The 13,173-nt window shown below is 67.3% G+C and carries 16 protein-coding genes; 15 read left to right on the top strand and 1 reads right to left on the bottom strand.

Annotated elements, in window-relative coordinates; translation table 11 throughout:
- A complete protein-coding gene (gene flgN, locus Q9246_RS05920; RefSeq protein ID WP_306396175.1) occupies nucleotides 1-429 on the top strand; it encodes a flagellar export chaperone FlgN in 429 nt (142 codons plus the stop codon).
- The gene (locus Q9246_RS05915; protein ID WP_306396173.1) at nucleotides 416-1,153 is read left to right on the top strand and encodes a glycoside hydrolase family 73 protein; all 738 of its coding nucleotides are present in this window, start codon (nucleotides 416-418) and stop codon (nucleotides 1,151-1,153) included. The genes flgN and Q9246_RS05915 overlap by 14 nt, the downstream gene beginning before the upstream one ends.
- 4 nt (nucleotides 1,154-1,157) lie before the next feature.
- Here the strand turns inward: Q9246_RS05915 and flgA are convergent, their stop codons facing one another.
- Nucleotides 1,158-1,820, bottom strand: a complete 663-nt coding sequence (gene flgA / locus Q9246_RS05910; RefSeq protein WP_306396171.1) for a flagellar basal body P-ring formation chaperone FlgA — start codon at nucleotides 1,818-1,820, stop codon at nucleotides 1,158-1,160.
- A gap of 113 nt (nucleotides 1,821-1,933) precedes the next feature.
- Between flgA and flgB the strand changes: the two genes are divergently transcribed.
- The 13 genes from flgB (at nucleotide 1,934) to fliD (ending at nucleotide 13,141) form a co-directional block, all read left to right on the top strand.
- Nucleotides 1,934-2,293 carry a flagellar basal body rod protein FlgB gene (flgB, locus tag Q9246_RS05905; RefSeq protein ID WP_306396170.1) on the top strand — a complete coding sequence of 120 codons (360 nt, stop codon included), beginning with the start codon at nucleotides 1,934-1,936 and terminating at the stop codon, nucleotides 2,291-2,293.
- A gap of 10 nt (nucleotides 2,294-2,303) precedes the next feature.
- The gene (gene flgC, locus Q9246_RS05900; protein WP_306396168.1) at nucleotides 2,304-2,708 is read left to right on the top strand and encodes a flagellar basal body rod protein FlgC; all 405 of its coding nucleotides are present in this window, start codon (nucleotides 2,304-2,306) and stop codon (nucleotides 2,706-2,708) included.
- Between the two features lie 2 nt (nucleotides 2,709-2,710).
- On the top strand, nucleotides 2,711-3,388 hold the full coding sequence (locus tag Q9246_RS05895; RefSeq protein ID WP_306396166.1) for a flagellar hook capping FlgD N-terminal domain-containing protein: 678 nt from the start codon (nucleotides 2,711-2,713) through the stop codon (nucleotides 3,386-3,388).
- 14 nt (nucleotides 3,389-3,402) lie between these two features.
- Nucleotides 3,403-4,593 (top strand): flagellar hook protein FlgE, encoded by a 1,191-nt coding sequence (locus tag Q9246_RS05890; RefSeq protein WP_306396165.1) that lies wholly within the window; start codon nucleotides 3,403-3,405, stop codon nucleotides 4,591-4,593.
- A gap of 9 nt (nucleotides 4,594-4,602) precedes the next feature.
- A complete protein-coding gene (locus Q9246_RS05885) occupies nucleotides 4,603-5,328 on the top strand; it encodes a flagellar basal body rod protein FlgF (protein WP_306396164.1) in 726 nt (241 codons plus the stop codon).
- 30 nt (nucleotides 5,329-5,358) lie between these two features.
- A complete protein-coding gene (gene flgG / locus Q9246_RS05880; RefSeq protein ID WP_306396162.1) occupies nucleotides 5,359-6,144 on the top strand; it encodes a flagellar basal-body rod protein FlgG in 786 nt (261 codons plus the stop codon).
- The gene (flgH, locus tag Q9246_RS05875) at nucleotides 6,144-6,797 is read left to right on the top strand and encodes a flagellar basal body L-ring protein FlgH (protein WP_306396161.1); all 654 of its coding nucleotides are present in this window, start codon (nucleotides 6,144-6,146) and stop codon (nucleotides 6,795-6,797) included. The genes flgG and flgH overlap by 1 nt, the downstream gene beginning before the upstream one ends.
- 7 nt (nucleotides 6,798-6,804) lie before the next feature.
- Nucleotides 6,805-7,914 (top strand): flagellar basal body P-ring protein FlgI, encoded by a 1,110-nt coding sequence (locus Q9246_RS05870; RefSeq protein ID WP_306396160.1) that lies wholly within the window; start codon nucleotides 6,805-6,807, stop codon nucleotides 7,912-7,914.
- Nucleotides 7,914-8,261 (top strand): rod-binding protein, encoded by a 348-nt coding sequence (locus tag Q9246_RS05865; protein ID WP_306396158.1) that lies wholly within the window; start codon nucleotides 7,914-7,916, stop codon nucleotides 8,259-8,261. The genes Q9246_RS05870 and Q9246_RS05865 overlap by 1 nt, the downstream gene beginning before the upstream one ends.
- Before the next feature lie 70 nt (nucleotides 8,262-8,331).
- Nucleotides 8,332-9,705: a flagellar hook-associated protein FlgK gene (gene flgK / locus Q9246_RS05860; protein WP_306396157.1), complete on the top strand. Its 1,374-nt coding sequence runs from the start codon at nucleotides 8,332-8,334 to the stop codon at nucleotides 9,703-9,705.
- 10 nt (nucleotides 9,706-9,715) lie between these two features.
- A complete protein-coding gene (flgL, locus tag Q9246_RS05855) occupies nucleotides 9,716-10,624 on the top strand; it encodes a flagellar hook-associated protein FlgL (protein ID WP_306396155.1) in 909 nt (302 codons plus the stop codon).
- 5 nt (nucleotides 10,625-10,629) lie between these two features.
- A complete protein-coding gene (locus tag Q9246_RS05850; RefSeq protein ID WP_306396154.1) occupies nucleotides 10,630-11,676 on the top strand; it encodes a hypothetical protein in 1,047 nt (348 codons plus the stop codon).
- 136 nt (nucleotides 11,677-11,812) lie between these two features.
- Entirely contained in the window at nucleotides 11,813-13,141 is a 1,329-nt protein-coding gene (fliD, locus tag Q9246_RS05845; protein ID WP_306396153.1) for a flagellar filament capping protein FliD, read from the top strand.
- Nucleotides 13,142-13,173: the final 32 nt, after the last annotated feature.

Here is a 13,173-nt window from a genome sequence, read left to right as displayed (position 1 = left end):
ATGGCGACCCTGACCCGCGCCCAGGCCAATGGCCTGCTGCTCGAGGGCGTAAACCTCGACCTGGCCGAGGCCGCCACCATCCACACCCTGCTCGAAAAGCAGTTCGAGGCCGCCGTGCGACATCGCAGCGCCGAGCTGACCGCGCTGGCCGACGGCCTGGCGCCGCTACTGGAAAACATGGAAGCGCGGCGCCAGCAGCGCCTGCAACTGGTGCGCGCCCTGCTCGGCCCGCAGGCCACGATGGACCAGTACATGGCCAGCCTCGTCCCGGCCGCGCGCGTGGTGTTCGAGGCGGGCTGGCGCGAGCTGGAAGGCATCGTGCGCGCCTGCAAGGAAGCGACCGCCCGCAACGGCCAGCTGCTGGCCGACCAATATTCCACGATGCAGCGCGTGTTGCACGGCGAGGATGGCACCTATGCGCCACGCTGATTTCACGATCGCGCCGACGGCGGCGACCGCGGCGACCATTGCTACCCGCCCGACCGCCGCCCTGGGCGGCGGCGACGCCAGCTTCGGCCGCCTGTTCAGCGAACTGCAAGACGAAGTGAACGCCTACATCCAGCATGGCGACACGGATGGCGGCGCGGCCAGCAGCCTGAGCGCCGAAGGCGCCATGCTGCGCCTGCGCGCGCAAGGCCTCATCATGAACCCTGAAGAACATGGCGTCGATGCGGCGGCCGCCGGCACGCCCGAGCAGCAGGCGTTTTTGGACAGCATCGCCCCCTGGGCGCGCCAGGCGGCCGAACGCCTGGGCGTGGCGCCTGAACTGGTGCAGGCCCACGCCGCGCTGGAATCGGGCTGGGGCCAGCGCCCGCTGCGCACGGCGGAAGGCGCGAGCAGCCACAACCTGTTCGGGATCAAGGCCGGCGCCAGCTGGGAGGGCGCCAGCGGCGAATCGACCACCACCGAATACGTGAACGGCGCCGCCATCAAGACACGCGAACGCTTCCGCGCCTATCCGGACGCCGCCAGCGCATTCCAGGACTATGCGCGCGTGTTGAGCGACAACCCGCGCTATCGCGGCGCCCTGAACACCGGCGGCGATGCCCGGGCTTTCGCCGAGGGACTGGCGCGCGGCGGCTATGCGACCGATCCGGGCTATGCGGCCAAGCTGGCGCGCATCGCGGCCGGCCTCCAGGGGAACAGGGAATGAAGCCTTACTCGCCCAGCGGCATATCGATCGGCTGCACGGCGCCGGCGCCCAGCACGCGCATGCGCACCACCTGGCCGCTGGCGCTGTTCTTGACCCGCACCACGGCGCCGCGCGCGCCGGCGTCGAGCGCCTCGCCTGCCATGCTGACTTCGATGCCGTCCTGGCGCGCGGTCATGACCACGGCGTCGCCGCGCTTGACGGCGATCGGCGCCACCAGCTGGCTGGCGCGCAGGACTTCGCCCGCGCGCAGGCTGCGCCGGCTGGACTGGCCGACCGCTTCCTCCAGCATGCCGATCGGGTCGCGCACCTGGGTGATGTCGCGCCGCTCGAGCGTGACGTCGGACTCGACCAGTTCGCGGTTGGCCGCCACCGGGACCGCCGTCACCGCCACCAGCGCCGAGATGCGCGCGCGCACCACGAAGTCGTGGCGCCAGCCCTTGCCGTCCGGGCAGCGCGCGACGAAACGCATGCGCGCCGGCTGGCGCACGTCGACCGCTTCGATGCTGACTTCCCCCTTGCATTCGGGCGGCGGGCGGCTGCTGGACACGGCCAGGTCGAACTGCGGATCGCCCAGCCCGAGGGCATCGGCGCCCTTCTCGAGCTGCTCGCGCGCCGCGTTTTCTATCTGTACGGAAAGAGTTTGCGCCGACCACGCTGTGGTGCACAACAGACAGGTTACAATACTAATAGTTGCCCTACGGAAATCTATCATTGGACAATACGGGTCAGGCGGAAAGACCCATTCTAACCAAACTCACTGCAGTTCACTGGAGAATCGCCATGTCGATTAATTTCAAGGAAGCACTCGGCGTCAGCGCCGACGCGCTCCAGCTGCGCGCCGAACGCACCCGCGTGCTGGCCGCGAACATCGCCAACGAAAGCACGCCGGGCTATACGGCGCGCGACATCGACTTCGCCGCCGTGCTGCAGGACCGGATGGATGCCGAGGATGGCGCCCCCACGCTTTCCGAGGACGGACCGCTGTTCCGCGTGCCCTATCACCCCAGCGCCGACGGCAATACCGTCGAGATCGGCGTCGAGCAGGCGGCCTTCTCTCAGAACGCTTCCGATTTCCAGACCAGCCTGACCTTCATCAATATGAAGCTGCGCGGCCTGAACAAAGCCATCACCGGCCAATAAGGAGCGCTGAATGGGTTTCAAGGACATTTCCCTCATCGCTGGTTCGGCCATGGCGGCCCAGACCGTGCGCATGAACACGATCGCCAGCAACCTGGCCAATGCGAATGCCGTGGCCACTACCGAGGCCGAGGCCTACCGCGCCAGGAAGCCCGTGTTTTCCGCCATGCTCGACGGCCAAGGCGTGGCCAAGGTGGCCGTGCTGGACGTGGTGCAGTCGAGCGAACCGCTGCGCCGCGTGCACGAGCCGGACAATCCGCTGGCCGACGCCGACGGCATGGTGTTCTACGCCAACGTCAATGAAGTGGCCGAGATGGCCGACATGATGGCCGCCTCGCGCGCCTTCGAAACCAACGTCGAGGTCATGGGCCGCATCAAGTCGATGCAGCAGTCCCTGATCCGCATGGGAGAAAGCTGATCATGGTCACCACCAATACCAACTTCGGCTTCGGCGCCAACTACGGCAACGAGCGTCCGCCCGGCGTGCCGATGAGCGAGAACAAGGACATGTTCACCAAGCTGCTGGTCGCGCAGATCCGCAACCAGGATCCACTGGCGCCCTCCGATCCGGCCACTTTCGTGAACCAGCTGTCGCAGCTGTCGCAGACCGAGGCGCTGGAAAACATGACCCAGACCACGGCCGCCAGCGCCGCCATGCTGCAGAGCCTGCAGGTGCTGACGATGGGCGGCCAGGTCGGCAGCCAGGTCTCGGTCGAGACCAGCCGCGTCGAACTGGGCGATACCGCGATCAGCGGCAATGTGCGGCTCGAAGGCGCCAGCCCCCTGACCCACGTCATCCTGACCGACGTGGCCGGCAAGCAGACTAGGATCGAACTGCCGCCGCACGGCATCGGCGGCCAGGAATTCACCATCGACCCGGCCAAGCTCGGCCTGCCGCCCGGCAAGTACAGCATTGCCGCCGAAGCGTCGGACGGCACCAAGCCCGCGATCGAAATCAATGGCCGCCTGAACAGCGTGCGCCTCGACGCCAACGGCGGCATCCTGATGCAGGTGGCCGGCGTCGGCGAAGTCGAGCCGGGCTGGATCACCGGTTTCCACGGCAAAGACAAATCCGCCGACCTGGCGTTCACCAACTAATCGAAGGATTCCCCATGAGCTTCAATATCGCCCTGTCGGGCATCCAGGCCATCAACGAGCAGCTGAACACCCTGTCGAACAATATCGCCAACGCCGGCACCTATGGCTTCAAGGGCAGCCGCGCCAACTTCGCTTCGGTCTATGCGGGCGACATGGCCAATGGCGTGCAGGTGGGCTCGCTGACCCAGGACATCGGCAAGAACGGCAGCCTGCAGACCACCGGCCGCGGCCTCGACGCCGCCATCCTCGGCCGCGGCTTCTTTACCAGCCGCGACGCCCAGGGCGTGGTCTCGTACTCGCGCGTCGGCATCTTCAACACCAATGCCGACGGCTTCCTGATCGACGCCACCGGCAAGCGCGTGCAGGGCTATGGCAAGACCGAGAATGGCGTGATGGGCGCCATGGGCGACATTTCCATCCCGACCGGCCAGATTCCGGCCGTGGCCAGCACCCGCGTCGCCTACTCGGGCAATATGTCGAACGACTGGCCGGTCAAGGATGCCGACGACTTCGACTTCGAGGACGCCAACACCTACAGCATGGTCAAGCAGTCGGTGGTCTACGATTCGCTGGGCACCGAGCACACGGTGTCGCAATACTTCCTCAAGACGGACGACGATGTCGTCACGGTGCGCTACAGCCTGAACGGCGCGGAGCCCGTGGCCGCCGCCACCTTCGACCTGGAATTCGACCTGAATGGCCGCATCGAGGCAGGCGGGACGACCGGGCCGGCGCTGACGATCAACGCGCCCGGCGCCGAGCCGCTCGTGTTCACCTTCGACTACGCCACCACCACCAAGTTCGGCGGTGCGGCGACCAATAACACCAACCGCGCCAACGGCTACTCCTCGGGCACCTTCGTCGGCGTCGAGATGGCCGAGGACGGTTCCATCGTCGCCAAGTACAGCAACGAACAGCAGCAGGTCGTGGGCACCGTGGCGCTCGCCACCTTCCCGGACGAAAGCAGCCTGGTCCCGACCAGCGACACCTCGTGGATCGCCAACGCCAACTCGGGCGCGCCGCTGTATTCCACGCCGGGCGTCGGCCTGGCCGGCAAGCTGTCCAAGGGTTCGCTGGAAGGCTCGAACGTGGACATCACGGCGGAACTGGTCGGCCTGATGACCTCGCAGCGCAACTACCAGGCCAACTCGAAGGTGATCACCGCCGAGAACCAGATGATGCAGTCGCTGATGCAGGCGCTGTAAGCACAGGCCATGGACAAGTTCATCTTCACCGCCGTCAGCGCCGCCCAGCGCACCCTGCACGCACAGCAGGTGCGCGCCAACAACCTGGCCAATGCCGACACGCCCGGCTTTCGCGCCAATATCGAGCTCGCATCGACCCAGGCGCTGGCCGGCTATGGCTACGACGACGTGCACCTGTCGCGCGGCGTGGCCGATGCCGTCTCGACCCGCAACGGCACGGTGCGCGACACCGGCCGCGCGCTGGACGTGGCCGTCAACGGCAACGGCTACCTGGCGGTCGAGTTCGGTGAGGGCGAAGCGTACACCCGTGCCGGCGCCATCGCCATCGACGCCGATGGCGCGCTGACGGTGGGCGGCCGGCCGCTGCTGGGCGAAGGCGGGCCGATCGTGCTGCCGCCGCACACCGCGGTCGACATCGCCAAGGACGGCACCATCTCGGTGCTGCCCGAAGGCGGCACCATCACCCAGATCATCGACCGCCTGCGACTGGTCAGCGCCGAAGGCGCCCAGCTGGCCAAGAACGAGTCCGGCCTGATCGTGCCGCGCGACGGCGAACCGCTGGCCGCGGACCCGAACGTCACCGTGCGCGGCGGCGCCCTCGAGGGCAGCAACGTCTCGGCGGTGGAAGAGATGGTGGCCGTGATGAGCCTGAACCGCAGCTTCGAACTGCAGATGAAGATGTTCAAGGCCAGCGACAGCATGAACGAATCGGGCAACCGCCTCATCGGCGCCTGAGCCGCCAGCACATTTAATTAGGGAGCAACCATGAATCCAGCAATGTGGATCAGCAAGACCGGCGTGCAGGCACAGGATGCCAAGCTGCAGGCCATCGCCAACAACCTGGCCAACGTCAACACCGTCGGCTACAAGCGCGACCGCGTCGTGTTCGAAGACCTGTTCTACCAGGTCGATTCGCAGCCGGGCGCCCAGAATGCCGACAACACCGTCAACGGCGGCGTCCAGCTCGGCAACGGCGTGCGCGTCGTCGGCACCCAGAAGGCCTTCACCAACGGTAACCTGCAAACCACCAGCCAGCCGCTCGACGTCGCCATCTCGGGCGCCGGCTTCCTGCAGGTGCTGCGTCCGACCGGCGAACCGGCCTACACCCGCGCCGGCCAGCTGAAGGTCGACCCGAACGGCACGCTGACCAATGCCCAGGGCCTGGCCATCGTGCCGCAGATCACGATTCCGCAGAATGCCAGCGGCATCACCATCGGCGAGAACGGCGTGGTCTCGGTGACCTTCCCCAACCAGCCAGCGCCGCAGGAAATCGGCCAGCTCAACCTGACCGCCTTCATCAACCCGACCGGCCTCCTGGCCCTGGGCGACAACCTGTTCCAGGAAACCGCCGCCAGCGGCGCGCCGAACGAGGGCCGTCCGGGCGACGCCGCCTTCGGCACCCTGAAGCAGGGCGCGCTGGAAGGCTCGAACGTGCAGGTGGTCGAAGAGATGGTCGACATGATCGCGGCCCAGCGCACCTACGAGATGAATACCAAGGTGCTGTCGGCGGCCGACAATATGCTGCAATACCTGTCGCAGGCGGCGCGCTGATGAAACACCTGGCCGCCCTCCTGTGCATCGTGGTGCTGGCCGGCTGCGCCACGCCGGCGCAGGTCGCCATGCGCGACGACGACGACGACCACATGCCGCTGCAGCGCATGGCGCGCGGCGGCGTCTCGGGCGGCGTGTTCACCGCCGACACCGTCTCTCTGACCTCGGACAGCCGCGCCTACCGCGTGGGCGACGCCGTCACCGTGATCCTGCAGGAGACGACCCAGGCCAGCAAGCGCGCCGGCACCAGCATCTCGAAGGGGTCGTCGATCGGCATCTCGCCGCTGGCGGCGCTGGGCAAGGTGTACGACAAGGCGGCCGTGGACATCACGGCCGACCGCGATTTCCAGGGCGACGCCACCAGCACCCAGCAGAACGCCCTGTCCGGTTCGCTGACCGTGATCGTGCAGGAAGTGCTGCCCAACGGCCTGCTGCGGGTGGCCGGCGAAAAGAACCTGATGCTGAACCAGGGCGAGGAATTCGTGCGCCTGAAGGGCTTCGTGCGCGCCGCCGACGTCGACGCCGACAACCGCGTGTCCTCGCTGCGCGTGGCCAATGCCCGCATCGCCTATTCGGCGCGCGGCGCGCTGGCCGACGCCAACCAGCCGGGCTGGCTGACGCGCTTCTTCAACAGCCCCCTGATGCCGTTCTGAGGATGACATGAACCTGCGCCGCATTGCCCCCCTGTTCCTCGCCGCGCTGCTGGCCGGCGCCGCCCTGCCCGCCTCGGCGGCCCAGGCCCTGCGCAACCTGGTCAGCGTCGAAGGCGTGCGCGAAAACCCGCTGGTCGGCTATGGCCTGGTGGTGGGCCTGAACGGTTCGGGCGACTCGACCCAGGTCAAGTTCGCCAGCCAGTCGGTCATCAATATGCTCAAGCAGTTCGGCGTGCGCCTGCCCGAAGGCGAGGACGCCAAGAACAAGAACGTGGCCGCCGTCATGGTCTCGGCGACCTTCCCGCCAGGCTACCGCCGCGGCCAGAGCATCGACGTCACGGTGTCGTCGCTGGGCGACGCCAAGAGCCTGCGCGGCGGGACCCTGCTGCTGACGCAACTGCGCGCGGCCGACAACGAGATCTACGCCCTGGCCCAGGGCAATGTGGTGGTCGGCGGCCTGAACGCCACCGGCCGCAGCGGTTCCTCGGTCACCGTCAACACCCCGACCGCCGGCCGCGTGCCGAACGGCGCCATGATCGAGCGCGAGATCGCGACCGATTTCGCGACCCGCCCGCAAGTGATGCTGCGCCTGCGCCAGCCGCATTTCGAGACCGCCACCAATGTGGTCAATGCGATCAACAAGCGCTACGGCCCGATCGCCACCACGCTGGACGGCACCAGTGTCGAAGTCATCGCCCCCGAGAATCCGACCGAGCGCGTCGCGTTCGTGGCCAGCCTGAACGCGATGAGCGTGGAAGCCAGCATCGAGGTGCCGAAGGTGGTGTTCAACTCGCGCACCGGCACCGTCGTCATCGCCGACGGCCTGCGCGTGAAGGCGGCCGCCGTGACCCATGGCGCGCTCAAGGTCATCATCTCGGAAAGCTCGCGCGTCAGCCAGCCGGGCCCGTTCGCGCGCGGCCAGACCGCGGTGACACCGGAATCGAAACTGTCGGTCGACCAGGGCTCGGGCCAGATGTTCCGCTGGCCGCCGGGCGCGCGCCTGCAGACCATCATCGACACCGTGAACAGCCTGGGCGCCTCGCCCGACGACATCATGGCGATCCTGCAGGCCCTGGACCAGGCCGGCGCGATCGAAGGCGAACTGGTGGTGATCTGATGCGCATCGACGACCCGCGCCACACTCTCGCGAACCCGGCGGCCGAGCCCGCGGTCGCGCCCGCCGACGAGCGGCTCGATCCGGCCTATGTGGCGAAAGCCACCGAGGCCGCGGTCGAGTTCGAACGCTTTTTTGTGAGCCACATGCTGCGCACGATGCGCGCCTCGACCCGCGAGATGGCGGACGAGGACAGCGTCTTCAACAACCGCGTCAACCAGGACATGCAGGACATGGCCGACGACCTGCTGGCCGGGAATATGGCCGGCCAGCGCGCCTTCGGCATCGCCGACGCCATCCTGCGCCAGCTGGTGCCGGGCGCGGCCGCCGCCCAGCAGAAAAAAACTTAATAAACAGCAATAATCGGTCGCCTTATGAGGTTAACCCAGGTTAACACTGTCTCGAGGACGAATTCGCATCATGACGATCATCAACAATGCCCTCTCCGGCGCCCTCGCCGCCCAGATCGCCCTGGCGGCCAGCAGCCACAATATCGCCAACCTGCAGACCAAGGGCTATACCCGCCAGTCGGCGCTCCTGATGGCGCTCGGTCCGGGTGCCAGCGGCCGCTCGGCCGGCAATGGCGTGCAGGTGACCTCGCTGCTGCGCTTTTCGGACAGCTACAAGACCCAGGCCATGTGGCGCGCCAATTCGGAACTGGGCGCCTACTCGCAGTCGCAGCAATACCTGACCCAGCTCGAGAGCGTGATGGGCGACAGCTCGGCCAGCCTGTCGGCCGGCATCGACGACTTCTTCAAGGCGATCAATGCGGTCGCGGGCGATCCCGGCTCGACCCCGCTGCGCCAGCAGGTGCTGACCGCGGCCAACCTGATGGGCGAACGCTTCAATGGCCTGAACAATGTCTTCAACTCGCAGCTGACCTCGGTGCGCCAGCAGCGCAGCGCCCTGGTCGACTCGGCCAACGTCGACATCTCGACCATCGCCCGCCTGAACCAGAAGATCATCGAGACCCAGGCCAGCGGCGTGTCGGCCTCGAGCCTGATCGACGCGCGCGACCAGGCCATCGATGACCTGTCCGCCAAGATGGGGCTGGAAGTCTCGGACAATCCGGACGGCAGCCGCGACGTCTCGCTCAAGGGCGGCCAGGCGCTGGTAATCGGCAGCATGCACGGCAGCCTCAAGGCGGCCGCGACCGCCGATTCGCCGCAGGCGTTCTCGGTCACCTTCGCCAACTCGACCTTCACCCTCGACGCCAGCAAGCTGGGCGGCCAACTGGGCGGCCTGACCCAGTTCGAGATCAATACCCTGTTGCCGCTGCAAAAGGACGTCGACATGCTGGCGCAGGAAGTCGTCCGGCTGGTCAATGATCAGCTGACGGACGGCTACACCGCCCCGGGAGTCAATGGCACTCCGCTGTTCGTCTATACCCCCGGCAATGGCGCCAACATGATCAAGACCGTCGAGGGCTTCAAGGCCCAGGACCTGGCCTTCTCGAGCAATGGCACCCCAGGCGATACCGGCAACCTGCTGAAGCTGGCAGCGCTCAAGAGCGAGTCGATCACCCTGCCCGGCATCGGCAAGGTGCTGCTGAGCGACGCCGACACCCAGATGCTGGGCAAGCTGGCGGTGGACAGCAAGATCAACAAGGCCTCCCTGAAGACCGCCGACACCGTGCGCGTGCAGTCGATCGACGACTGGCAATCGACCAGCGGCGTCAACGAAGACGAGGAAGCGGTCAAGCTGGTGGAATTCCAGCGCATGTACCAGGCGAACATGCAGGTGATCCAGATCGCCAACTCGCTGTTCGATGCCACCCTGGCCATGATGCAATAAGGAGAACGCCATGCGTATCGCAACCGCCCAATTCCAGTCGACGATGAACCAGTCGCTCCAGAACAACCAGGAGCGGCTCAGCCACGTCATGCGCCAGATCGATGCCCAGAAGCGCATCCTGCTGCCCTCGGACGACCCGGTCGACAGCGTGCGCCTGTCGCGCCTGGCCCGCGAGGAGACCACGCTCGGCCAGTACCGCAGCAATATCGCTTCGCTGCAGCTGCGCCTGACCAAGTCCGAAGGCTACCTGAGCAATATGGTGACCGAGATGACGTCGGGCCGCGACCTGATGGTCTGGGCCCTGGACGGCAGCAATGCCCCGGACGACCTGAAAGCCATGATCGTGCCGCTGGAATCGCTGCGCGACAGCCTGTTCTACACCGCCAACACCATCGATGAGGAAGGCAACTACCTGTTCTCGGGCACCGCCACCAAGACCGCGCCAATCATCGACAATGGGATGGCCGCCGTCCCGCGCTATAGCTTCATGGGCAATACCGATTCCCAGAACGTCGTGGTCGGCAACGGCCTGACCCAGCCCGCCAACCAGGACCTGAAAGGTCTCGAGAAACTGCTGAACGAGCTCGACGCCAGCATCAAGGCCCTCAGCGTACCGGGCGCCTCGCCGAACGATCCGGTCCTGCGCGGCGTGCTGACCGCCAACCTGGCCGGATTCGACGATGCGCAGGCCCTGCTCTCGAGCAAGGTCGCCAACCTGGGCGGACGCCAGAACATCATCAAGACCCTGGACGACAACCACACCAACATCAGCCTGTCGAACAAGATCGCGATCAACGACATCGGCGCGCTCGACATGGGCCTCGCCGCCACTGAACTCAGCGGTTACTCCACCGCCCTGCAGGCGAGCTACAAGGCCTATGCCAAGATCGGCAGCCTGTCGCTGTTCAACGCGATCTGACGGCCATGGAAGGATTGCTCAGACCCACGGTCACGACACCGGCCGGCGCCCCCGGCGCCCACGCTGGCGGCGGCGCCGTCAGCGGCAAACCCGGCGCCCAGGGCACGTCCGCCACCGGCCGCGCCCACGCGGTGCCGCCGGCGCTTTCCGACCAGCGCACCGTGTCGCGCCCGCCGCCGACCTCGAGTCCGCTGCGCCGCGGCATCGGCATGCACCAGAACCTGCAGGGCGAGGTGGCGCGCGCCCAGCAGGCGCTCGATTATCTCGACCGCGTGGCCAGCCAGCTCGAATCGCTCAAGGCCGACCTGAGCGCACGGCTCTCCAGCCGCGGCGCCCAGCAGGCGCGCGAACTCGAGGCGCGCATCCGCCAGCTGACCGCGGCGCTCGAGGGCCGGCGCCAGCAGGCCGGCGACGGCGTCGACGCCCAGCTCGATTTCGACGCCACGGGCGCCCGCCAGCGCTTTCGCATCGGCGGCCTGGACATCGCCTCGCTCAAGGCCGGCGGCACGCAAACCCTGGGCTTCTCGGTCGGCAGCGCCGGCGGCCCGCAACTGGCGGCCACGATCGAACCGGGCATGACCCCGGAAGAAATCGCCCAGCGCCTGGACCGCACCCTGGCCCCGGTCAAGGTGCGCGCCGGCCTGGACCAGGACCGCGAACTGGTGTTCACCACCCGCGAATCGACCTTCGGCCAGGTCAAGGATGCGATCGCCGTGACCGGCCGCGGACGGGTCGACACCAGCGCCCTGCCGCCATCCCTGGCCCCCAAGAACTGGGAACTGGGCAACCCGGACGCCCTGCGCCAGGGCTTGCGCGAAGTGGTGCAGGCGCTGGCGCGCGTGCGCCGCTCCCAGGATGCGGCCTCGCTGGCCCTGAGCGCCGCCATGGCGCGCAACACCCAGCCGGCAATCCCGAGCGCCGAACTGGCGATGATCGCCAGCGACTTCACGGCGACGGCCGCCGGCCACGACTACGAGTCGCTGATGGCCATCACGTCGGCACTGGTCGGGGTCAGCCGCGAACGGGTGCATGCCCTGCTGGGCCTGCGCTGACCGGGGCAGTTGGCCGGGACTTGACCGGGTCGGCCACCGATACAATCGATGACTGTTCATTACCGGCATTTCATGCGATAAAGCAAGGGTAGCAACCATTGGTTGCCCGGCAATCCCAACCAGGACGATCGACACCATGCTGACCACCTACACCACCGGACTGGCGTCCCAGCCCGCCGCCAGGCAATACGGCGACATCCGCACCAACCTGACGCAGTCGCTGCTGGCCCAGAACCCGGGCCTGAAAGTCATCGACGCCCAGGTCAAGCGCGACGATGCGCGCCTGTCGAGCATCGGCAAGATGGCGTTGGCGCTGGATGGTTTTCGCTCGGTCGCGGCCGGCCTCACCGGCGGCAAGCTCGACATGCTGGCGAGCGCCAGCGGCAGCGCGCTGACGGCCAAGCTGAGCGCGTCCTCGGCCACGCCCGGCAAATTCAGCGTCGACGTCCAGCAACTGGCCCAGGGCCAGAAGTTGCAGACCCGGCCGGTGGCCGACAAGGATGCGGCGCTGGGCTCCGGCGGCGCCAGCACCATCACGGTCGAAACCGGCTCCGGGGCCAATGCGAAAAAAACCACCGTGCGCCTCGATCCGGGCGACAACAGCCTGGAAGGCATCGCCAAGGCCATGCGCGAAGCGGGACTGGACGCCGAAGTCACCAAGCAGGGCGACGGCTACGCGCTGAGCCTGGAGGGCGAGACCGGCGCCGCCAACGGCATGAAGATCAGCGTCGCCGGCGACCAGGTGCTGGCCGGCATGTTCGGCTACCAGCCGGGCAAGGAAGGCGGCATGCAGGAGGTTGCCGCGGCCCAGGACGCGCGCGTGGTGGTCGACGGCAAGAGCGTCACGTCCGCCACCAACGCGCTGACCGACGCCATCCCCGGCCTCACCCTGACCCTGAAGGAAACCGGCAAGAGCGAGGTCGAGGTGCGCAGCGATCCTGCCGCGATCGCCAGCAACGTGAAGGATTTCGTCAAGGCCTTCAATGAGCTGAACACGCAGCTGGGCAAGCTGGAATCGGGCGACAGCCGCTCCGACACCACCCTGCTGCGCATGAAGTCCCAGATCAACGGCATCGTCAACAGCAGCGCCCTGCGCGACCTGGCCGGCTTCGGCATCACGCAGAAGGATGGCGCGCTGGTGCTGGACGAGGACAAGCTCAAGGCCTCGATCGCCGCCGACCCGGCGCGCGCCAACAAGGTGTTCAGCGACAAGGGCGGCCTGGCCGAGCGCCTGGTGGCCCAGGTCGACAAACAGATCGGCAGCACCGGCACCCTGGGCGTCGAAGCGGCCAGCGTGCTGCGCGAGCGCGACCGGATGCTCGACCAACGCGACAAGGTGATCGATACCGTGAGCCGCCAGGCCGCGCTCATGGCCCAGCAATACCAGATGGCGGGTACTGGCGGCGGGCTACTGTTCGGCGGCGGGCTCGGCCGGCCGATGTCGTTGTTCGATTACATGGCCTGAAGTGGACCGCCGGCAGCGCAACGGCGCGGCGG

The sequence above is a fragment of the Telluria beijingensis genome (assembly GCF_030770395.1).
Taxonomy (GTDB): domain Bacteria; phylum Pseudomonadota; class Gammaproteobacteria; order Burkholderiales; family Burkholderiaceae_D; genus Telluria; species Telluria beijingensis.
The sequence above is the reverse complement of the archived record's forward strand: the minus strand, read 5'-3'. Positions and strand labels throughout refer to the sequence as shown.